The sequence below is a fragment of the uncultured Sphingomonas sp. genome, from assembly GCF_902806265.1.
Taxonomy (GTDB): domain Bacteria; phylum Pseudomonadota; class Alphaproteobacteria; order Sphingomonadales; family Sphingomonadaceae; genus Sphingomicrobium.
Map to the genome: position 1 here is coordinate 1 of NZ_CADCVZ010000010.1, position 21,059 is coordinate 21,059.

General features: G+C 67.4%; 22 protein-coding genes. 8 read left to right on the top strand and 14 right to left on the bottom strand.

Going from position 1 to position 21,059, the window contains the following annotated elements; genetic code table 11:
- Positions 1–487 (top strand): TonB-dependent receptor (locus tag QZX62_RS02630; protein WP_294171932.1); only part of this gene is annotated, 487 nt, incomplete at its 5' end.
- A gap of 78 nt (positions 488–565) precedes the next feature.
- On the opposite strand, the gene QZX62_RS02635 is transcribed toward QZX62_RS02630, so the two are convergent.
- Positions 566–1,609: a glycoside hydrolase family 43 protein gene (locus tag QZX62_RS02635; RefSeq protein ID WP_294171933.1), complete on the bottom strand. Its 1,044-nt coding sequence runs from the start codon at positions 1,607–1,609 to the stop codon at positions 566–568.
- Between the two features lie 25 nt (positions 1,610–1,634).
- On the bottom strand, positions 1,635–3,023 hold the full coding sequence (locus QZX62_RS02640; RefSeq protein WP_294171934.1) for a family 43 glycosylhydrolase: 1,389 nt from the start codon (positions 3,021–3,023) through the stop codon (positions 1,635–1,637).
- A gap of 78 nt (positions 3,024–3,101) precedes the next feature.
- Between QZX62_RS02640 and QZX62_RS02645 the strand changes: the two genes are divergently transcribed.
- Positions 3,102–4,142, top strand: a complete 1,041-nt coding sequence (locus QZX62_RS02645; RefSeq protein WP_294171935.1) for a glycoside hydrolase family 43 protein — start codon at positions 3,102–3,104, stop codon at positions 4,140–4,142.
- 21 nt (positions 4,143–4,163) lie between these two features.
- On the opposite strand, the gene QZX62_RS02650 is transcribed toward QZX62_RS02645, so the two are convergent.
- The 3 genes from QZX62_RS02650 to QZX62_RS02660 are packed head-to-tail and all read right to left on the bottom strand — an operon-like array spanning position 4,164 to position 6,615.
- Positions 4,164–5,093, bottom strand: a complete 930-nt coding sequence (locus QZX62_RS02650; protein ID WP_294171936.1) for a Gfo/Idh/MocA family oxidoreductase — start codon at positions 5,091–5,093, stop codon at positions 4,164–4,166.
- Positions 5,090–5,719 (bottom strand): 2-dehydro-3-deoxy-6-phosphogalactonate aldolase, encoded by a 630-nt coding sequence (locus QZX62_RS02655; RefSeq protein WP_294171937.1) that lies wholly within the window; start codon positions 5,717–5,719, stop codon positions 5,090–5,092. Before QZX62_RS02655 ends, QZX62_RS02650 begins: the two co-directional genes overlap by 4 nt.
- Positions 5,716–6,615, bottom strand: coding sequence for a 2-dehydro-3-deoxygalactonokinase (locus tag QZX62_RS02660; protein ID WP_294171938.1), 900 nt, complete (start codon positions 6,613–6,615; stop codon positions 5,716–5,718). Before QZX62_RS02660 ends, QZX62_RS02655 begins: the two co-directional genes overlap by 4 nt.
- A gap of 145 nt (positions 6,616–6,760) precedes the next feature.
- Between QZX62_RS02660 and QZX62_RS02665 the strand changes: the two genes are divergently transcribed.
- Together QZX62_RS02665 and dgoD are read left to right on the top strand one after the other, a co-directional pair.
- Positions 6,761–8,050 (top strand): family 1 glycosylhydrolase, encoded by a 1,290-nt coding sequence (locus QZX62_RS02665; protein ID WP_294171940.1) that lies wholly within the window; start codon positions 6,761–6,763, stop codon positions 8,048–8,050.
- Entirely contained in the window at positions 8,050–9,204 is a 1,155-nt protein-coding gene (gene dgoD, locus QZX62_RS02670) for a galactonate dehydratase (RefSeq protein WP_366926176.1), read from the top strand. The genes QZX62_RS02665 and dgoD overlap by 1 nt, the downstream gene beginning before the upstream one ends.
- 32 nt (positions 9,205–9,236) lie before the next feature.
- Here dgoD and QZX62_RS02675 read toward each other — a convergent pair whose 3' ends face one another.
- Positions 9,237–9,494: a hypothetical protein gene (locus QZX62_RS02675; RefSeq protein ID WP_294171942.1), complete on the bottom strand. Its 258-nt coding sequence runs from the start codon at positions 9,492–9,494 to the stop codon at positions 9,237–9,239.
- 128 nt (positions 9,495–9,622) lie between these two features.
- Here QZX62_RS02675 and QZX62_RS02680 point away from each other — a divergent pair, with 128 nt between their 5' ends.
- Genes QZX62_RS02680 through QZX62_RS02690 form a run of 3 tightly spaced genes read left to right on the top strand, consistent with a single transcriptional unit; the run spans position 9,623 to position 12,150 of the window.
- Complete coding sequence (locus QZX62_RS02680; protein ID WP_294171943.1) at positions 9,623–10,513, top strand: aldose 1-epimerase; 891 nt, start codon at positions 9,623–9,625, stop codon at positions 10,511–10,513.
- A gap of 42 nt (positions 10,514–10,555) precedes the next feature.
- Positions 10,556–11,341, top strand: coding sequence for a ZIP family metal transporter (locus QZX62_RS02685; protein ID WP_294171944.1), 786 nt, complete (start codon positions 10,556–10,558; stop codon positions 11,339–11,341).
- A 35-nt stretch (positions 11,342–11,376) separates the two neighbouring features.
- On the top strand, positions 11,377–12,150 hold the full coding sequence (locus QZX62_RS02690) for a TonB family protein (RefSeq protein WP_294172013.1): 774 nt from the start codon (positions 11,377–11,379) through the stop codon (positions 12,148–12,150).
- Here QZX62_RS02690 and QZX62_RS02695 read toward each other — a convergent pair.
- The 8 genes from QZX62_RS02695 to QZX62_RS02730 form a co-directional block, all read right to left on the bottom strand.
- Positions 12,147–12,653 (bottom strand): DUF3833 family protein, encoded by a 507-nt coding sequence (locus QZX62_RS02695; RefSeq protein ID WP_294171945.1) that lies wholly within the window; start codon positions 12,651–12,653, stop codon positions 12,147–12,149. The genes QZX62_RS02690 and QZX62_RS02695 overlap by 4 nt on opposite strands.
- A complete protein-coding gene (acs, locus tag QZX62_RS02700) occupies positions 12,650–14,578 on the bottom strand; it encodes an acetate--CoA ligase (RefSeq protein ID WP_294171946.1) in 1,929 nt (642 codons plus the stop codon). Before acs ends, QZX62_RS02695 begins: the two co-directional genes overlap by 4 nt.
- A complete protein-coding gene (locus QZX62_RS02705; protein ID WP_294171947.1) occupies positions 14,575–15,678 on the bottom strand; it encodes an NAD(P)-dependent alcohol dehydrogenase in 1,104 nt (367 codons plus the stop codon). The genes acs and QZX62_RS02705 overlap by 4 nt, the downstream gene beginning before the upstream one ends.
- Positions 15,679–15,689: 11 nt before the next feature.
- The gene (locus QZX62_RS02710; RefSeq protein WP_294171948.1) at positions 15,690–16,520 is read right to left on the bottom strand and encodes a CoA ester lyase; all 831 of its coding nucleotides are present in this window, start codon (positions 16,518–16,520) and stop codon (positions 15,690–15,692) included.
- Positions 16,517–16,969: a MaoC family dehydratase gene (locus QZX62_RS02715; RefSeq protein ID WP_294171949.1), complete on the bottom strand. Its 453-nt coding sequence runs from the start codon at positions 16,967–16,969 to the stop codon at positions 16,517–16,519. Before QZX62_RS02715 ends, QZX62_RS02710 begins: the two co-directional genes overlap by 4 nt.
- Positions 16,970–17,023: 54 nt before the next feature.
- Positions 17,024–17,407: a hypothetical protein gene (locus QZX62_RS02720; protein ID WP_294171950.1), complete on the bottom strand. Its 384-nt coding sequence runs from the start codon at positions 17,405–17,407 to the stop codon at positions 17,024–17,026.
- A gap of 53 nt (positions 17,408–17,460) precedes the next feature.
- Positions 17,461–19,812, bottom strand: a complete 2,352-nt coding sequence (locus QZX62_RS02725; RefSeq protein ID WP_294171951.1) for a 1-deoxy-D-xylulose-5-phosphate synthase N-terminal domain-containing protein — start codon at positions 19,810–19,812, stop codon at positions 17,461–17,463.
- A 67-nt stretch (positions 19,813–19,879) separates the two neighbouring features.
- Entirely contained in the window at positions 19,880–20,257 is a 378-nt protein-coding gene (locus tag QZX62_RS02730; protein ID WP_294171952.1) for a PilZ domain-containing protein, read from the bottom strand.
- A 150-nt stretch (positions 20,258–20,407) separates the two neighbouring features.
- Here QZX62_RS02730 and QZX62_RS02735 point away from each other — a divergent pair, with 150 nt between their 5' ends.
- On the top strand, positions 20,408–21,040 hold the full coding sequence (locus QZX62_RS02735) for a DUF4142 domain-containing protein (protein WP_294171953.1): 633 nt from the start codon (positions 20,408–20,410) through the stop codon (positions 21,038–21,040).
- Positions 21,041–21,059: the final 19 nt, after the last annotated feature.

Sequence of the window (21,059 nt, forward strand, 5' to 3'; positions counted from 1 at the left end):
CCTTCAGGGGGCGGAAGCACAGTTCCGAAGCTTCTTCGACTTCGACTTCGTGCCGGAATGGGCGCGGGCGTTCGGAACCGAGCTCAACGTGACTTACATCGACAATCGGCTGGATGCGCCGCCCAACTTCGTCGATCAATCCGATGTCGAATTTCCCGACGTATCGAAGTGGTCGTACAACTTGGTCGGCTTTTACGAGCAGGGACCGCTCACCGCGCGGCTCGCGTACAACTACCGTTCCCGCTATATCCAGTTCTTCAACAACGAACCCCAAGCTACCGTGGGCGAGTTCACCAAGGGCGTATCGCGCCTAGACGGGTCGCTCAGCTATACGCTTACCGACAATCTCACCCTGGCCGCGGACGTTTCCAACATCCTTGGCAAGCCGTTCAGGAACTACCGCGGTACCATCGACGGCGCGACCTTCCCGCGTGACGTACGCTACGAGGAGCGGGTCTACTCGCTGGGCATTCGGGCACGTCTCTGATTTGCAGAGCGAGTATGCGGAGCCCGGGCAGCAGCTCGGGCTCCTATCTGGCTCAGCGGGCAGACAAGGGCACGTGCCTCAGCCTCGCTCACCCACCTTCGTCTCTTCCCGCCTGAGGCTCGGCGCGAGTTCGGGGCGGCCGTTTTCCCAGCCGAACGGGGCGATGTAGAGTTGGCGGCCGCGTTCGGCCGAGCGGCAGCCCTTGGTGGCGGCCCAGGCGTGGAAGCTGATAAACGTGCCGCCATTCGCCTGAAAAATGTGCTGGTGCCCGGGCCCGCTCAGGCAGCCGATATTCTTCTGGTTGAAGCTGCGCAGGATCGGGTTAGCGGGCGCCTCCGTGCACGGCCCGAGTGCCCCGGAGCACATCGCGTAGCCCATCGAATAGGGTGACAGCCGCTCAGGACCGTTCCAGCCGAAAAAGCCGCCCGAGTAGAACATGGCGAGACCGTCGGGCGTTCGCACCATGGTCGGCGCTTCAACCACCTTGTTCTCCCACGCCTCGTCGTCGTCAATCCCTAGGTCGCGCGGGGCGCCCGCCAGGGTCAAGCCATCGGCAGCAAGCTCCGCTCCGAACAGGCGGCTCGGCTTGGCGATGCGGTTCCCGTCCGCCTTCCAGTAGAGGTACAGCTTGCCGTCGCGGTCGCGGAACGGGTTGGCGTCGATCGATCCGCCAAGCTCGTATTGGCAGACCAGCGGCTGGGCCGAGTTGTCCACGAACGGACCCATGGCATCGGCCGAGACCGCCGCGCCGAGGCATTGCTTGTCCTGCCGGCGGTGGTTGGCGGTATAGTAGAGGATGTAGCGTTCGCCGACCTTCATCACCTCTGGCGCCCAGGTGAAGCCTTCCTTCACCCACGGCGCCAGCTTGGGCATGGCGTCCCGCTTGCGCCCCGCCACGTCGCGGACCCAGCGCCAGTTCACCAGATCGCGGCTGCTGGCCATCGGCACATTCTGCACGTCGTTGGTCGAGTAGGCGAGGAACTCGCCGTTCGCCAGCGGCAGCACGAATGGGTCGGGGAAGTTCTCGGCGAACACCGGTACGAACAGCGGACCTTGTGCGGACGGGGCCGCCGCGGCCGTCAGCGACAGGGCGGCTGCAGCACTTCGCAACCGAAAACGCATCCTGCTTCTCCCTCGATACCTCAACTCACACCGGCCGAAGCTTCACGCCTCCGTCCGAAAAGTCGAGCCCTACCGTCAGCAATGCACGAAAAGCCTTGTAGCCGCACTGACCGGGGAAGAAGGCATGAAAGAACAGCTGGGGCCGGCCGTCGGCGCCCGGTGCGACCGAAGCGTGGCCCGGCGCCCACCAGTCGCTCGCCGACTTCAGCAGCGGCTCGTCCTGCTTGACGTAGGGTCCCAGCGGATGGTGTGCGACCGCGACGCCGATCCCGTAAGCGGGCGTCGAGAAATCGTTGCCGGCGTAGAACAGCCAGTAGCGGCCTTGCTGAAAGGTGACATAGGGTCCTTCGATCAGATGGCCTTCCCAGTCGCGGTCGTTGGCGAGCACGATCTTCTCGTCGCCGATCAGCGAGCGGCCGTCCGGCGCGAGGCGGCGGGCGTGGATGGGGGTGCGCATCGCCTCCACGATCTCGCCGGCCTGGCCGAAGTCGATCAGCGCCGCGCGCACCCGCGGCCAGTTGTCGATCGCGGCCTCGATCAGCGGCTGCATCCAAAAGAAGCGCTCCATCGGCCGGCGGGTGTTGGCCCAGGGCTGAACGGCGGCGGCGAAGGCGGCGGTGCGCCGGTCGGCCTCCGCTTCGAACAGCAGGTCGATGAGGGAAGGGTGCTCGCGCAACAGCCCGGCGAGCGGCCGCGGCCACAAGCCATTGGTGTCGTTCTTCCAGAACAGGTAGGGCGTGCCGTCCGCGTCCTTGAAGATGTGGCTGTCGATCACCCCGCCGCTGGCCGTGCTGCCCCGGTAGAGGACCTTGCCGCCGGTGATCAGCGGCTCGCCATTGTCGACCCAGGGGCCGAACGGGTCCTTGGCCCGCGCCAGGCCGATCGCCAGGGCGTTGCTGTGCTGGCGGGCGGTGTAGGCGATCCACCATTCGGTGCCGACCTGCTGGATTTCGGGCGCCCAGAAGTCGGCGCGGTGGTGACCGGTCAGGACCCAGTCGGGCGTCTCCCCTTCGGGAAACACAAAGCCGCGATGCTCCCAGCTCTGGAGGTCGGGCGAGAAGACCAGCGGAAAGGCGTCAAGACCGTCATTGGAGGTGGCGGTGAGCAGCCAGCCGCCCTCGACCCTAAGCACCGCCGGATCGCCGTACCCGGCCTCCGTCCGGTCGCTGAGGTTGGTCGTGATCAGCGGCTTCCAGCCTTTCGGTTCGCCGCGCTCCCCGGGCCCTCCGAAGGCGTGCGGCACCCGGGTGCCGAAGTCTCTCGCCAGGTCATGGAAGAACGCCAGATAGTCGGCCTGCTCGCCGCCCTCAATGCGATAGGCCCCGCGGCTCTCGCCCGCGCTGACGTGCAATCGAGTCGCCTCGCCGTCGGCAACGGGCTCAACCATGAAGGTGGGGAAGTCGGTGCTGCTCATGCGGGCGCGCTAGGCTTGCCGGCGGCGGGTGAGAAGCCCTTCATTGCCAGGGGCTGCGCATTGCCGCAGACATAGCCCATGCGCCTCCTTGTTCTTCTGCTCGCCTGCCTTGCCGCGACCTCCTGCGTCGCGCCGGCGACCCGCACCGCGACTTACCAGAACCCCGTGCTTGACACCGACTTCCCCGATCCGGCGGTCATCAGGGCAGCGGACGGCCTGTTCTACGTTTATGCGACGCAAGGCGGCGATCCCAATCGCAACATTCAGGTGGCGCGTTCCGCCGACCTGGTGCGCTGGCAGATGATCGGCGATGCCCTGCCGACCAAGCCCGGCTGGGCCAGCCGCACCCAGGATTTCTGGGCGCCGGACGTGCGCGAGGCCAACGGCATCTATTACCTCTACTACTCGGCCAAGCCCGATGTAGCGTTGACCGACAAGGCGCGCGGCCTGTGCCTGGCGGTTGCGACCGCGCGGCAGCCGCAAGGACCTTTCGTCGATAGCGGCCGGCCGCTGCAATGCGGCGAGGGCTTCATCAACATCGATCCGTTTGCCTTTGACGACCCCGCGACAGGCAAGCGGCTGCTCTACTGGGGCTCGGGCTTCGGGCCGATCAAGGTGCAGGAACTGTCTCCCGACCGCATCTCCTTCGCGCCGGGCAGCGAGCCCGTCGACCTCGTTCCCGTGATTAAGACCGAGAACCCGGCCGAGTACCAGCGGCTGGTCGAGGGCGCCTGGGTGATCCGCCGCGGCGATTACTACTACCTGTTCTACTCGGGCGATAACTGCTGTGGGCCCAAGGCGCACTATGCCGCCATGGTGGCACGCTCGCGCAGCGCAACGGGGCCATTCGAGATCCGGCCGCGGCCGCTCTACCTGGTCGTTGAGGCGGACGAGCACTGGAACGCGCCGGGACACAACAGCGTAGTCAGCGACGATGCGGGGCAGGATTGGATACTCTACCACGCGGTCGATCGCCGCCGCCCACGCGCCAAGCTGACCGACGACATGAACACGCGCCGGATCATGCTGCTTGATCGGCTGGTTTGGCGCGACGGCTGGCCGGAAGTGGCGGGCAAGCGGCCGTCGAGCGCAGCTCAGCCGGCGCCAGTCGTGCGCTAAGATTCCCGTCCGAGGAGACGATCACATGGTGATCGGCGCGATCTCCGCCCGCTCGCCGACCAGAAGGCAGTCAGCCACCAGCCGGAGCGGCTCGACGTCGACCAGGCTCTGGCGACAGTCGATCAGGTCGGCGAAGCTGCGGTAGAGGTCGGGATACTCGCCGGGTCCCTCGGCCGCCTGCTCCGCGCCATCGACAAACAGCTGCTTGCCCCCTTCGCGCAGCTCGATCTGCTGCCCGGCGGCAGTGCGGATGGCGATCGTCCATTCCTCGCCATCCTCCTTGAGGAAGTCGAGGCTGCAGCGGATCGGGCCCTCGCAGGCGGGGCTCTCCATTCCGATCTCCGCGGTCACCGGGGTCTGCGCGTTCCCCGGAACCTGCAGTTTCGCCTCCCGGACGAACAGCGGCCCGGGGAAGATGCGGGTCGCGATGGAAAAGGCGTTGATCGCGGGATCGAACACGCCGAACCCGCCGGCCTCGAAGATCCATTGCTGGCCGGGGTGCCATTTGTGCACGCTCTCGTGCCAGGTGATCCGCATCTCCGCCACGCGCTGCCCTTCGAGCAGGGCGGCGGCCGCGGTCACCGCGGGATTGTGCTGGGCGTGCCAAGTGGTGAACAGCGTAACGCCTTTGGCGTCCGCCAGCTGTCGCAACTCCTCGATCTCGCCGAGGGTGGCGGTTGGCGGCTTCTCCAGCAAGCAATGCAGGCCGGCCTCGATGCAGTCGCGGGCGATGCCGTAGCGCGGGCCGGGCGGCGTGGTGATCGCCGCACAGTTGAGGTCCTGCAGCTGGGCGATGAGGTCGGTGTGGCTGGTGAAATGAGGCGTGGGCCCGCTGCCGTGGCGGCTGGCGCTGGCGGCCAGTTCGAAGCGGTCATTGTCCTGTATTGCCGGGACATGCTGGTCGGCGGCGATCTTGCCGAAGCCGATGATGGCGGTGCGGAGCGGCTTCACCGGCCCAGCCCTGCGACATAGGCGCGGGCCTTGGCCTCGGTCTCCTCGGGCGACTGGCCGGGCTTGTAGAGCCCGCCGCCCAGTCCGAACCCGTTGGCGCCGGCGTCGAGCCATGGCCCCATGTTGTCGGGCGTGATCCCGCCGACAGCCAGCACCGGCACGTGCGGGGGCAGCACGGCCTTCTGCCCCTTGAGCACCGTCGGTGAGGCGCCCTCGGCCGGGAACAGCTTCAGGCAATGCGCTCCGGCGTCCAGCGCCGTGAAGGCCTCGGACGGGGTGAAGTAGCCCGGGCTGGAGACCATGCCCGCCATCACGGAGGCATGGATCACGGCCGTGTTGGTGCCGGGAGAAACCACCAGCCGACCGCCGGCCTCGACCACCTCGCCCACATGGCCGTCGTTGAGCACGGTTCCGGCCCCGACCAGTGCCCGCCCCGCCAGGCGCCCGGCGAGGCGGCGGATGCTCTCCAGCGGCTCGGGGCTGTTGAGCGGGACCTCGATGATCTCGATCCCGCCCGCCAGGATTGCCTCGCCGATCGCTTCCACCTCGTCGGGCGTGACCCCGCGGATGATCGCCACCAGCGGGGCGCGCGACAGGCGCTCACGGAATTCGTCGGGGGCGTTCATGTGATCTGCCTCACAATCTCTCCAATGCCCGCGAGGAAGGCCTGTTCCCCGTCGATCTCGCGGGAGTTGCGGCCAGTTTCCTTCAGTGCCGCAGCATAAAGGCGGGTGAGCTCTGGCCGGCCCATTACCACAACCTCGCCAGCGTAGTGCGCGTGCCTCAGTCCGGTCGCGACGTCCGCGCCGATCAGCAGGCCGCTGGTGAATGCCGGGACGTCCTCGCCCTGGAGGCGGCCAAGCAGCACGCCTGCCCTGACCCCGAACAGCTCAGCCGTCAGCGCGTCGTCCGAGAGGCCACGGCGGACGCCCTCCTGGAAGGCAGCTCCGGGTTCGACCTCCCCGTCCATCCACTGGCTGAGGATGCTTCTTTCCTGCAGCATGGCGAACATCTCGCCTGTCATGACCGTTCGGAAGCGCTTCACCTCGCCGCGCTCCAGCAGGACCCACTTGTTGTGGGTGCCGGGGTGGCAGACGGAGCAGTCCGGCGGCACCAGGCCGGCCGCTACCGCGCCGAACAACTGCACTTCCTCCCCGCGCATCACATCCGCACGGGTTTCATCGGTGAAGGACAAGCCGGGCACGATCGCGGCCCGCTCACCCTCGATCGGGAAGAGGTGGCGGGCGAGTACCTGCGGGCCGGCCGGGCAGGGCACATAGGGTGCCTCGACCCAGCCGCGGTTCGAGCCGACCATCCCGGCCATCATCAGCGGCAAGTCGCCCAGCCGCTCGCGGATCTCGGCCACCGCTGCCGGAAAGCCGCCGGACGGAACGCCGGTGATGCCCTTGCCGTCCTCGAACTCGCCTTCGCATTCGCCGGTCGAGTTGATCCGATAACCGCGCCGGTTGGTGGTGCCCCAGTCCACCGCGATGTAGCCGTTGGTCCACATGCCTGCGCTCATTGCAGCAAAAGCGACGAGGCGCGACATGGCTCCGCTGTTTTTTATGACGGCAGTGGCTATCTCCCCGTCCAGCGCCCGCGTATTGGGCCGCGGCTTGGGATCACAATCCGACGCGCGACGCTAGGAGGCAATCATCGCTAACTTCATGTTCGCCACGGGGATCGAGAACAGCATTCCGACCATCCACAACGGCAAGACCCGCGTCGATCAAATGGAGGCAAGCGACCATTATCGCCGTTGGCGCGAAGACTTCGACTGCGTTGAAGAGATCGGCATCCAGTTCCTTCGCTTCGGGCCGCCGCTGCACAAGGCGTACCTCGCCCCGGGCAGGTACGATTGGGAGTTTGCGGACCTCACCTTGGGCGAACTCCGTCGCCGCGAGATCACCCCGATCGTCGACCTGTGCCACTTCGGCGTGCCGGATTGGATGGGTAATTTCCAGAACCCGGACTTCGCCGAGCTGTTCGCCAGCTATGCCGCGGCGTTTGCGCAGCGCTATCCCTGGATCCAGCTTTATACACCGGTGAACGAGATGTTCATCTGCGCCGCCTTTTCCGCCCGCTACGGCTGGTGGAACGAGCAGCAGCGGACCGATCAGGCGTTCGTCACGGCGCTCAAGCATATCGTCAAAGGCAATGTGCTGGCGATGATGGAGATCCTGAAGGCGCGTCCGGACGCCATTTTCATCCAGTCCGAGTCTTCCGAGTATTTCCATGCGGACTCGCCCGCGGCCATCGGTCCGGCGGAGGTGCTCAACGCCCGCCGCTTCCTCAGTCTCGATCTCAACTACGGCCGCCGTGTCGACAGTGAGATGTACGAGTATCTGCTGGATAACGGCATGACCCGGGAAGAATACCACTTCTTCCTGCATAACCGGTTGAAGCAGCACTGCATTCTGGGGAACGATTACTACAAGACCAACGAGCATCGGGTACACGCGGACGGGCACACGGAATCGTCGGGTGAGGTGTTTGGCTATTCCGAGATCACTCGGCAGTACCACAACCGCTACCGGCTGCCGATCATGCACACGGAGACCAACCTGCGCGAAGGGGAGACCGGGCAGGAAGCGGTGCAGTGGCTGTGGAAAGAATGGGCCAACGTGCTGAGGTTGCGCAACGTCGGTATCCCGACCGTCGGCTTCACCTGGTACAGCCTGATCGATCAGGTCGACTGGGACACGGCGCTGCGGGAGAAGAACGGCAACGTCAATCCGCTCGGACTGTACGATCTCGACCGTAACATCCGCAACGTCGGGCGCGCCTACAAGCAGCTGATCAAGGATTGGCGCGACGTGCTGCCGGCCCAGTCGCTGTGCCTGGCCGTGCCGATAGTACCGCCCGGGCAGGACTGCTGGCCCCCGCGCAGTGGCGACACCCTGCAAAAGGGGCTGCGGCTCGCTACCCAGCAGCCCGCCAATCCGGAGGCCGCATGATGGCGCTGCCCGAACTCAAGATCGCCCGTATCGAGACCTTTCTGGTCCCGCCGCGCTGGGTGTTCGTCTGCGTGGAAACGGCGGACGGCGCTTCAGGCTGGGGTGAGGCCAGCCTGGAAGGGCATGGGGAGGCGGTGCTCGGCGCCTTTGAGGCGCTGCGCGACCGGTTCATCGGCCATGACGGGCGGCGGATCGAGGATATTTGGCAGATCGCCTACCGTGGAGGCTTCTATCGCGGCGGGCCGGTGCTGATGAGCGCGCTGGCCGGGTTCGAGCAGGCGCTGTGGGACCTCAAGGGCAAGGCCGTGGGCCTGCCGGCGTGGGAGATGCTGGGCGGGCGGGTGCGCGACCGGGTCCGCGCCTACGCCTGGATCGGCGGCGACCGGCCGGACGAAATCGAGAGCGCCGCCGCCGTGCGCCGCGGGCAGGGCTTTTCGGCCGTCAAGATGAACGCCACCGCCGAGCTCGATTGGATCGGGACGCCCAAGCTGTTCGACGAGGTCGTGCACCGGGTGCAGGCGGCGCAGGGACAGGGCATGGACGTCGGGCTCGACTTTCACGGCCGCGTGCACCGGCCGATGGCCAAGCAGCTGGCCAAGGTGCTGGAGCCGCTCGGCCTCTTGTTCATCGAGGAGCCGCTGCTAAGTGAGAACCCGGAAGGGCTGCGGCAGATCGCCGACATGACCGCGACGCCCATCGCACTGGGCGAACGGCTCTACTCGCGCTGGGACTTCAAGCCCTTCTTCGAAAAGGGCGCGGTGGACATCATCCAGCCCGACCTCAGCCATGCCGGCGGTTTGTCCGAGTGCCGTCGCATCGCCGCCATGGCCGAGGCCTACGACATCGCAGTCGCGCCGCATTGCCCGCTTGGGCCGCTGGCGCTGGCCGCCTGCCTGCAACTGGCCGGCTGCACGCCCAACGTCGCGATCCAGGAGATGAGCCTAGGCATCCACTACAATGTCGGGCACGACTTGCTGAACTTCGTCACCGATCCCGAGGTGCTGACCCCGACCGACGGATTTCTCCCGATCCCCGAGAAGCCCGGCTTGGGCGTGACGATTGACGAGGCGGCGGTGCGCGAAGCCGCCAAGGCCGGGCATCGCTGGCGCAACCCGATCTGGCGCCAGCGCGACGGCAGCTTCGCGGAATGGTGACCACGTGGCCCCGCTGAAGCAGCAACCGAGAACTAGGCCGCCCGGCGCCGCTCCCCCGTGCGCCGCTCGACCTCGCCGCTGTATTTGGCCTGCAGCTCCAGTTCTTCTGCGGTAAGCTCGCGGAAGTAGCTGATGGACAGGCGGCGACCGAACACATCGTCGCCTCGCATCTTCAGCTCGGGCTCAGCGCTCTCGGGCAGGCTGTCGCGGATCGCAACCAGCGTGGTGATTAGGCGATCGAGCGATGTATGATCGCTGATTTCGATGCAGTCCTTGACGCGAGTACGCATGTTCGAGTCCCTCCCCAGATCCTCGGGTCGGTTGTTGCGCCGAGTGGATTCCCGGCGCAACGACGATTTCGCGATTATCCCCGTGGCAGTTGCCAACTACTGAACACGCTTGTTGGAAAGGGTTCATCATGGAGACCAGCAGCGACCTTCTGCGGCTTAGCGCCGGTCACCTCGAACTAGAGCTAAGTCCTTCAACTGGCGGGGCAATTCGCGGCTTCTACCGGCGCGCTGGAAGTCGGCGGATCCCACTATTGCGCGAGTGCAACAGCGACCGACCATCTGTTCTGGACATGGCGAGCTTCCCGCTGGTGCCGTTCGTGAACCGCATCCGGGGCGGCCGCTTCCGCTTTCGCGACCGCGAAGTCGTGCTGCAGCCTCACATGGCGGGAGACATTAGCCCACTCCATGGACAGGGTTGGCTTGGGGACTGGTCGATCGAGGCGCACGGGAACGCGGATGCGGAGCTGCGCTTCGTCCACGAGGCCGGTGAGTGGCCGTGGCGCTACGAGGCCTTGCAGGTCTTCGCGCTCGACGAAGCCGGCCTCAGCCTGCGCCTCCTCTGCCGCAACCTGTCCGACGGGCCGATGCCATGCGGGCTAGGGCAGCATCCCTACTTCCCGTGCGGTCCCGACACCCGCCTCGACACCGAGGTCGAAGCCGCGTGGGAGATCGACGAGCATGTCCTGCCCACCGACCGGGTTCCGGCGGAGGGGCGGTTCGACCTCCGGGACCGCACCGTGTGCGGGCAGAACCTCGATCATGGCTTCGGCGGCTGGAGCGGCAGTGCGCGGATGAGCGATCCGGGGTGGCCGGCCGCCCTGACCCTGTCGTCGCCACGGGCCCGCTTCTTCCAGCTCTACTCGCCGCCATCGGGCGACATCTTCGTGGCCGAGCCGGTGACGCACGCCAACGCCGCACTCAACGAGCCGGAGGAGCGCTGGGCGGAGCTGGGGCTGCAGGTGCTGGAGCCCGGCGGCGAGATGGCGCTGGACATGCGCCTGGAGGTCACCCCCCAGTAAGCTGCTTGGCACGGACGTTTCCCCCGCTATGAGCGGGCAGGCATGGATTGGGGGCTCATCGCGACCGGAACGCTGGCGAGCTTCCTTGCCGGGCAGGCGACAACGGCTGGGGCGCTGCCGGTCTTCTTCATGCGCTCGATCAGCGACCGCACCCAGAATGCCTTCCTCGGGTTCGCCGCAGGCATCATGCTGGCTGCCTCCTTCTTCTCGCTTATCATTCCCGGGCTGGAGGCCGCGGGCGAGCTGCATGGCGGGAGCAAGACGATTGCGGCGCTGATCGTCTGCAGCGCCGTTCTGCTGGGGGCCGGGACGCTGCACTTCCTCAACCGCGTAGCTCCGCACGAGCATTTCACCTCCGGACCGATGTCCGGGGCGGAGCGATCCAAGCTGGCGCGCATCTGGCTATTCGTGATCGCCATATCCCTGCACAACTTTCCCGAGGGACTGGCGGTCGGGGTTAGCTTCGGCAGCCCGGACGACACCGCCGGCTACGCAACCGCGTTCGGCATCGGCCTGCAGAATGTGCCGGAGGGCTTGGCCGTGGCCCTCAGCCTTGCGGCGGCGGGCTACAGCCGGCTGTTCTCCTTCCTGATCGCCGTGCTGACCGGCCTGATCGAGCCGATCGGCGGCTTCCTCGGCATCTCAACGGTGACGCTGTCGTCCGAATTGTTGCCGTGGGGCCTGGGCTTCGCCGGCGGCGCGATGATCTGGGTAGTGTCGAGCGAGATCATTCCCGAAACCCACCGCGATCGCAACGAAGGGGTGGCCACCGGCGCGCTGATGGTCGGACTGACGGTGATGATGAGCCTGGACTGGATCTTCGGCTAGGGAGCCGGTGAGGGCTGGCCGGCGTTGTACCGGTGATGCAACGATCCGTCCTGTCCTCCCGCGATCGCACGGGCGCAGCACTGGCCGTGCTGCTGGTGCACGGCGCGCTCGCGCTGGTGCTGCTGAACGCGTCGGGCAAGGTCGGCGAGCTCCCGTCGCAAGCGGTGCCGATCGAGACGTTCGACGTGATCGAGCCGCCTCCGCCCGAGCCGCTGCGGCCTCCGCCGCCTGCCGACCCCGCGAGGACTGATGAAGTGGCGGAGGTCCGACCGGAGGAAGAAGGCGCGGCCGCTCCGCCCAACATCCGCAGCCAGGCCACTCCGGTGGTCCTGCCGGAGCCGGCGGTGAGATTGCCGCAGGCGCCGCGGGTCGTCGCCTCGGAAACTCCAGCTCGGGGCGCCGAGGCCACACAAGGCGCAGCTTTAATTGCGGGTCCCGGGACGGGTGCCGGCGGCGTGGGGACGGGCACCGGCAGCGGTGACGCCGGCAGCGGAACCGGCGGCGGTGGGAGCGGGCAGGCGCCGCGCAGCCCCTCGGTCATCCAGAGCACCACGCTGACCGGCCGCGACTATCCGCGCGCGGTGCTGCGCGCCTGGCCGCGCGGTGGGCGCACCTTTGTCGCGGTGCGGGTGCAGCTCGACGGCCGCGCCACGGACTGCAAGGTCAATCGCTCGAGCGGCAACGCGGTCGTCGACCAATGGACCTGCCGGCTCGTCGAGCAGCAGGTGCGGTTCCGCCCAGCCACGAACGAACGCGGCGAGCCCTATGTCGCCTGGTACGGCTATGTGCAGGCGCCCGTGAACTTCTAGTCGAGCTTGCGGATGGTCTCGTCGAGCCGGGCCACACGCACATTCCACTTCGTCACCGTCATGTGGTTGAGCAGGGTCCGTCCGTCGGCCTGCAGGGCAAGCTGCTGGCTCACCGCCATGCCGCCCGGCATGCGATAGTGGATTACCGCACGCGGCCCGGCGGTGGTGATGGTCACCGGTCCCGCGGCATCGGTCAGCGTTCCGCTGTACCGGTCCGGGCCGACCCGCACGATCCGCCACTCGCGGGTGCGCGGGGCCTTCTCGCCTTGCTGCACCGACTGGCGCAGCCGAAGTCCGCCGCCGGGCAGTGGGGTGCCGACGCTTTCGACCAGCACGCGCTGGGGCGCCGACAGGGTGATCCGCAGCGTGCCGGTGCCGTGGCTCCAGCCGGCGAAATATCGAATGGGGTCGAACTGGACGCGTCCGTCAGCCGGCAGCCGCACGCTGGTGCATGACCCCAGCAGGAGGCCCAAGCAGGCGAGCGCCGGAACGCGCGCCATCATGCGTCCCGCCCGGCGACGAGCTGGTCCACCACCGAGGGGTCGGCCAGGGTCGAGGTGTCGCCCAGGCTGCCGAGCTCGCCCTCCGCGATCTTGCGAAGGATGCGGCGCATGATCTTTCCCGAGCGGGTCTTGGGCAGGGCGGGCGCGAACTGGATGCGCGCCGGGATGGCAAGCGCGCCGATGTGCCTGCGGACCTCCGCGTTGATCTCTCCCTTGAGCGCATCGCCACCGTCCGTGCCGGCGGTGAGGGTCACAAAGGCATGGATCGCCTGGCCCTTGATGTCGTGCGGAACGGCGACGACCGCCGCCTCCGCCACCTGGGCATGCTCGACGATGGCGCTCTCGACTTCGGCGGTGCCGATGCGGTGGCCCGACACGTTGATCACGTCGTCCACCCGGCCGGTGATCCAATAATAGCCGTCCTCGTCGCGGCGGCACCCGTCGCCGGTGAAATAAAGGCCCGGGTAGGCGGTGAAGTAGGTCTGGAAGAAGCGCTCGTGGTCGCCCCACACGGTGCGCATCTGTCCCGGCCAGGAGGCGGCGAGGCACAGGTTGCCGCTCGCCGGTCCCTCCAGGACCTTGTGCTCGGTGTCGACCAGCAGCGGCTCGATCCCGGGCAGCGGCTTGGTGGCGGAACCCGGCTTGAGGTCGGTCGCGCCGGGTAGGGGCGAGATCAGGATGCCGCCCGTCTCGGTCTGCCACCAGGTATCGACGATCGGACAGCGGCCGTCGCCGACGATCTGATGGTACCATTCCCAGGCCTCGGGGTTGATCGGCTCGCCGACCGTCCCGAGTAGGCGGAGCGAACTCCGGCTGTGGCGCTTCACCGGCGCGTCGCCCTCCCGCATTAGGGCGCGGATGGCGGTAGGCGCGGTGTAGAAGATGGTCACGCCCAGCCGGTCGATTGTCTCCCAGAACCGGCCGTAGTCAGGATGATTGGGCACCCCGTCGAACATCACGCTCGTCGCGCCGTTCATCAGCGGCCCGTAGACGACGTAGCTGTGGCCGGTGATCCAGCCGACGTCGGCGGTGCACCAGAAGATGTCGCCGTCCTCCGCCCCGAACACCCAGTCGAAGGTGGTCGCGGCCCAGACCGCATAGCCGCCGGTGGTATGGACGACGCCCTTGGGCTTGCCGGTTGAGCCGGAGGTGTAGAGGATGAACAGCGGGTCCTCCGCATTCATAGGCTCGGGCTCGCAGATCGTGGGCAGGCTGTCGCGCATCGCCGAGTAGGGGATGTCGCGCCGGTCCTTCATCGGCACCTCGGCGCCGGTACGGCTGACCACGATCACCGTATCGATGCCGCGGCTCATCTCCAGCGCTGCGTCCACATTGGCCTTGAGCGGGATGACCTTGCCGCCGCGGATGCCCTGGTCGGCGGTGATCACCGCACGGGCGCCGCAATCGTCGATCCGGCCGGCGAGGCTCTCCGGCGAGAAGCCGCCGAACACCACCGAGTGCACTGCCCCGATCCGCGCGCAGCCCAGCATCGCCGCCGCCGCCTCCGGCATCATCGGCATGTAGATCATCACCCGGTCGCCGCGTCCGATCCCGCGCTGGCGGAGCAGGTTGGCGAAGCGGCAAGTCTCCTCAGTGAGCTCGCGGTAGGTCAGGGTGCGGCCCTCGCCAGGCTCGTCGCCTTCGAAGATGAGCGCGGTGCGGTCGCCGCGCTCGGCGAGGTGCCGGTCGAGGCAGTTCACCGACAGGTTGAGCTGCCCGTCGGCGTACCAGCGGATTCGGAAGTCGTTCTGGTGGAACGACCAATCGCCCGCTTGCGTCGGTTGTCGGGCCCAATCAAGCCGTTCGGCCTGCTCCAGCCAGAACGCGCCTTCGTCCGTTCCCGCTAGCTGCTGGAGCCTGCCAAGTTCATCCGGACCGAGCCGCGTCCGGAAGCTTGGCGGAACGGGATGAACGGCTTGGCTCATGCGGCCGAGTCCATGCTCCCCATGTCGATCACGAAGCGATAGCGAATGTCGTTCTTGAGCAGCCGCTCGTAGGCTTCGTTGACCTGGTCCATCCGGATCATCTCGACGTCCGGGTAGATGTCCCTGGCCGCGCAGAAGTCCAGCATCTCCTGGGTTTCCGGAATGCCGCCGATCGCCGACCCGCCTACCGCGCGATTCCAGAAGATGAGGTTGACCCCAACGAATCCCGGCATCGGGGTCAGCGCGCCGACGATGATCATCCGGCCCGACCGACCGAGCAGGTTGAGGTAGCCGTCGATCTCATGGCTGACCGGGATGGTGTTGAGAATGAAGTCGAAGCGGGTCGCCGCGGCCTTCATCTGCTCGGCGTCGGTGGAGATGATCACGTCGTGCGCGCCGAGTGCCCGCGCATCCTCGCCCTTGCTGGGCGTGGTGGTGATCATGGTCACGTGCGCGCCCATCGCCGCGGCGAGCTTCACGCCCATGTGGCCGAGACCGCCCAGGCCGATCACCGCGACCTTGGTGCCCTCGCCGACCTGATACTGGCGCAGCGGCGAATAGGTGGTGATCCCGGCGCACAGCAGCGGCGCGACCCGGCTGACGTCCATGCCGTCGGGCACCTTGAGCACGAAGTGGTCACGGACCACGATGTGGTCGGTGTAGCCGCCCTTGCTGACGCTACCGTCGTGATAATCCTTGCTGTTGTAGGTCTGGACGCAGCCCTTCCGGCAGAAGACCTCCCAGCCTTCCAGGCACTGGTCGCAGTCCATGCAGCTGTCGACCATGCAACCGACCGCAACCGTGTCCCCGACGCGGTGCCGGCTGACCTCGTCCCCGATGGCGGTGACGGTGCCGACGATCTCGTGCCCGGGGATTACCGGGTAGCTCGACCCGCCCCAGTCGTTGCGACAGGTGTGAAGGTCGCTGTGGCAGATGCCCGCGTAGGTGATCTCGATGGCGACGTCGTCCGGGCGGAGCGCCCGCCGCTCAACCTCCATCGGCCGCAACGGCTGATCAGGCGCGTCCGTGCCCCACCCCCGCGCCTTGGTTGGGCCGCTGGTCTGGGCCGTGCTTGGGCGGGGTTCTGCGGTGGTCGCCATGCGGGTGTCTCCTATCGTGCTCGCTCCAAAACGCGCGTCGCCTGGAGGAGATGTGGCCGGTCGACCATTTTTCCACCCACGGAGAGCACGCCTGCGCCGGGCTGTGCGGCGAAGGCGGCGACAATAGACTGGGCATGCGCCAATTCTTCGGACGAGGGGCTGAAAGCCGCATTGATCGCCTCGACCTGCGCCGGGTGAATGGCGAGCTTCGCCGTGAAGCCTTCGCGGGCGGCGGCGCGGGCTTCGGCGGTAAGGCCGGCTTCGTCGCGGAAATCGGCGAAGACACCGTCGACGGGCTGCACGTCCGCGGCGACCGCGCCGGCCAGACACAGGGAGCGAGCAAGCTTGTAGGTAAAACTGAATTCGCCACTTTGGTCATATTTGCTGCTGGCACCGAGCGCAGCAGAGAGGTCTTCCGCGCCCCAGCTCATCGCGGCCAGCGGCGAATTCGGATCGCGGTAGCTGAGCAGCCCGAACAAGCTAGCGGCGGTCTCCGTCACAATGGCATGCACGGGGATGCTGCCGGTACGGTGGGCGAGTTCGGCCACGTCCGCGCCGCTCTCGGCCTTCGGCAGCACGATGCCGTGGAGGTCGGCAATGCCGAGCAGGTCGAGGTCCAGCCGGTGTTCGTCGGTGCGCAGCGGGTTCACCCGCACCCACCATTGCGGTCCGCCGCTGCGCCTGGCGAGGCCCTTGAGCACCTCGCGAGCCCGCACCTTTTCGCCGGGCGCGACGCTGTCCTCCAGGTCGAAGATCAGGGCATCGGCCGCGCTGTCCAGCGCCTTGGCGATCTTGCGCTCGCTGTCCGCGGGCACGAACAGCCAGGAGCGGGGCTCCATCATGCCGGTTTCCGGTGCAGCAAGGCGGTGCGCTTCATGGTGCACACCGTCTCGCCGCGCTGGTTGACCGCACGATGCTCCCAGGTGACCAGCCCGGCGGTCGGGCGCGACCTGCTTTCCCGCAGCGCCACCGCCTCGCTTTCGATGCGAAGCGTGTCGCCAACGAACACGGGGTGGGGGAACTTCACCTCATCGAAGCCGAGGTTCGCGACCAGCACGCCCATGGTCGTATCCGCGACCGACACCCCGACGGTCAGGCTGAAGGTGAAGCAGCTGTTGACCAGGATCCGCCCGAACTCGCTCGCTCCTGCCGCCTCGGCGTCGAGGTGCAAAGGCTGGGGATTATGGGTCAGGGTGGAGATCAGCAGATTGTCGGTCTCGGTGACCGTGCGGGTTAGGGCATGGGCCACTTTGTCGCCGACCTGCCACTCGTCGAAATACCGTCCGGCCATGCCCCCGCTTAGGCAAGGCGACCCGGCTTGCCAACTGCTGCCGGGAAGCGGCGGCTACTCGACCGATCCCTTGCGCTGCAGTCGCGCGCGCAGTTCCGTGCTGGGGATGCGATCAACGGCGTTGTCGGGCTTGGCCGAGCGGAGCACGACCGCCAGCTGGCCAAGCAGCTGTCCGACGGCATCGAGCGTCGGAACGGCCGTGCCGTGCCGCGCCGCCATGATGCCGTCGCGGGCGATGCCGTTCGCCAGCGAATTCAGTTGGCGCCAGGCGAACTCCAGTTCTTCCGCCATGTGGCGGCTCAGCAGATGGTCGGTCTGCGCCAGGGCAGGATCGGTTACCGGCACCTCGATTCGGCGGATCGGGCGGCCCGGCGCGACCTGAGCGACGGCCTCACGCCGGAACTGCTCCGGCGAGCGAAAACGTACAGCGTTGTTCATGTTGAATTCCCCCCGGACATCCCCCGATGCCCTGGTGAACTTATAGAAGGAGGTCAGGAGCTAAATGAAACTCGAACTGGTCCATCTTGGATAAGCAGCTCGGCAATCGCCTCGGTGATGGCGGAACCGTCGAGCCGGTAGGCGGCGTAGAGGTCGGGGAGGCTGCCGGTCTGGCCGAAGCGGTCCACGCCGAGCGGCGCGACACGCTGGCCAAGGACGCCGCCGAGCCAGGAGAGCGAGGCGGGGGCAGCGTCGCACAGAGTGACGAAACCGGCGTTCGGACGGAGGCGGCCAAGCAGCCGCTCGGCATGGCTCGGCTCGCGGCGGCCCTGCCAGCGGGCGGCCTGCGCCGCCGACCAGCCGCGGTGCAGCAGATCGGGGGAGGTGACGGCGAGCAGGCCGAGCCCGGGGAGGTCGGCGGATAGCTCCTCGTGCGCCTCCAGAGCTTCGGGCATGACCGCGCCCATGGCGACGATCGCCGCTTCCGCATGCGGACCGGGCTCGCGCAGCCAGTAGCCGCCGGCTAGCGCATCGGCCTTCCAGTGGTCGTCCGCGCGTTCGATCTGGCGGACGTTGCGGGTGGACAGGCGGAGGTAGGTGGTCTCGCCCGCGGGATCGTCAATCAGGCGAAAGGCCTGCTCCATCATCGCCGCGAGTTCGTCTGCGAAGGCGGGCTCGTAGTGGCGCAGGCCCGGCTGGCCGAGCGCGATAAGCGGCGGGTTGATCGACTGGTGGGCGCCGCCCTCCGGCCCAAGGGTGATGCCGCTGGGAGTCGCCACCAGCAGGAAGCGAGCATCCTGGTAGCAGGCGTAGTTCAGCGCATCGAGGCCGCGGGCGATAAACGGGTCGTAGAGGGTGCCGACCGGGAACAGCCGCTCCCCGAACAGGTCGCCGGCCAGCCCGGCCGCGGCGAGCATGAGGAACAGGTTGTTCTCCGCGATGCCCAGCTCAATGTGCTGCCCCTGGGTCGTCGCACCCCACTTCTGCGCGCTGGGGATCTTGGCCCGCGCAAATACGTCCGGCAGCTCCTTGCGACGGAACAGCCCGCGCTGGTTCACCCAGGCGCCGAGGTTGGTCGAAACGGTGACGTCCGGCGAGGTGGTGACGATCCGATCGGGCAGCGGTCCGCCCGCCTTGGCGAGGTCGAGCAGAATGCGGCCGAAGGCGGCCTGGGTGGACTGCTCCTCTCCCGCGGGTACCGGCAGGGCAGGAACCTCGACCTGGCCGAAGGCGCGGGGCCGCTTCTCGCGCGCGACCTGCGCCCGTTCGATCAGCGCCTGCACTCCAGCTCGCGCATTGTCGCCGATCCCGGCCAGCGGCTCCCATTCCGCACCTTCCGGCACGCCCATCTTCTCACGCAGCGCGGCGAGCTGGGTAGGGTTCATCAGGCCGGAATGATTGTCCTTGTGGCCGGCGAAAGGCAGGCCGAAGCCCTTCACCGTCCATGCAACGAACAGCGTCGGCACGTCTTCGGCGCCGCACTCGTCGAACGCCTCGACCAGTGTTTCCATGCAATGGCCGCCAAGGTCGGTCATCAGGCGGCCGAGTTGCTCGTCGTCATGCTCGGCGAGGAAGGGGCTCGCGGCCGATCCGAGATCGTTAGCGATGCGCGCCTGCCAGGCCGCGCCCCCGCCGTAAAGCAGGGCGCTGTGGTCGGCGTTGGGCAGCTGTTCCAGCCAATGCCGGACAGGCTGGCCGTGATGCGTGGCGAGCGCCTGTTCCAACCGCCGGCCGTAGCGCAGCTCCACTACCCGCCAGCCGCACGAGCGGAAGATTTCGTCGAAGCGCTCGAACATGCGGTCGGCGCTGGTCGCGTCCAGGCTCTGGCGATTGTAATCGACGACCCACCACAGGTTGCGGACGTCGTGCTTGTAGCCTTCTATCAGCGCCTCGTAGATGTTGCCCTCGTCCAGCTCGGCGTCGCCGATCAGCGCGACCATGCGGCCCCGCTCATTCTCGCTCATCATGCCGTGAGCGGCGAGGTAATCCTGGACCAGGCTGGCGAAGCTGGTCACCGCCACGCCAAGGCCGACCGACCCGGTGGAGAAATCGACGGGGATGCGGTCCTTGGTCCGGCTGGGATAGCTTTGCATCCCGCCGAACCCGCGGAAGTTCTCCAACTGCTCGCGCGTTTGGCTGCCGAGCAGGTAGTGAATCGCGTGCAGCACCGGTCCGGCATGCGGCTTCACCGCGACCCGGTCGTTGGGCCCGAGCGCGTGAAAGTAGAGCGCGGCCATGATCGCGGTCATCGACGCGCAGCTCGCCTGGTGCCCGCCGACCTTGAGCCCGTCCGGGCTCTCCCGCAGGTGGTTGGCGTGGTGGATGGTCCAGGCGGACAACCAGCGCAGCCGCTCGTCGAGCAGCTTCAAGGCGGCAATATCGGGCGGGGAGGCGGGCTTCAGCATGACGGCCGCCCTAGCGGGTGTTCATGCGGTATGAAACCGACCGCGGAGCAGGCGGAGGCGACGGGCCTTAGCGCGCCATCCCGGAGCTCCAGTCCTGCATCGCCAGCCGTTCCTCGGGGCTGAGCTTGGTCAGCCGCGCCCGGCTCGCTTCCGACCGCGGCTGTTCCACCTGCGGCTCGCGCAGCGGCTGGTCGAAGGCTACCCCGCACAGGTCCTGGCGCTTCCACTGCACAACGCCGAAGGCCTCCGTCTTGTCGATCTTCAACATCAGGTCCCCGCCGAGGTCCGGCAGATCAGTTCCCCGCAGGCGGGCCCCCGCCGCCGACACGTTCATCAGCAGCACCGGTTGCGCGCGGGCGACGGTGGTCACCAATGCCGGCAGGTCGGCGGGGGAGCGCTGCGCCTGGCGGCGTCCACCGCCGCCGCATTTACCGAATATCGTCATTGCCGGCCTTCCAAAAAGCATCCCGGCATCGTTGTGACCTCGTATAATCAACGCAAACTCACCAGGAATGGTGAACGCGCCGCTAACTCTGTTCGGAACCGATGATCGGTGCACTGTGTTGCTGAGTTCGATAGCCCGGGAGACCAGACCATGCGTTCATTCTTGATCACCTTAGTTGCCGCCACCGCCCTCACCGCTTGCGGCACCACCACCACCGACGATGCTGCTACCACGGAAACCGCCGCGACCACGGCACCGGTTGCCGACCCGAGCAATCCGCTGGGCGCGCCTGGCTACACGATGATGGCCGCCAGCAGCGACCAGTTCGAGATCCAGTCGAGCCAGCTGGCTCTGCAGGCCTCGCAGAACCCGGCGGTGCAGAGCTATGCCCGGCTGATGATCGCGCATCACCAGGCGACCACCGCCAACCTAACACAGGCCGCACAGTCGGCCGGGCTGGCGCCGCCGCCGCCCGCGCTGATGCCGGCCGAGCAGGCACTGCTCGACCAGGTACGCGCGGCCGGGACCGGTCCGGCGTTCGACGCGGCGTACAAGCAGGCGCAGATCACGGGCCACCAGTCCGCGCTGCAGCTGCACCAAGGCTATGCCAACGGCGGCGACGTGCCGGCGCTGCGCCAGGTCGCGGCGACGGCCGTGCCGATTGTTCAGCAGCACCTGGTCGGTGCCCAAGGCCTCAACGTCGAGGCCATGATGCAGCAGCCGGCAGCTACCGGCACCACTCCGACTGACACGGCGCCGGTGCGGAGCGGCGAACGCGGCTAAGCGAAAGAAAGGCTGAGCG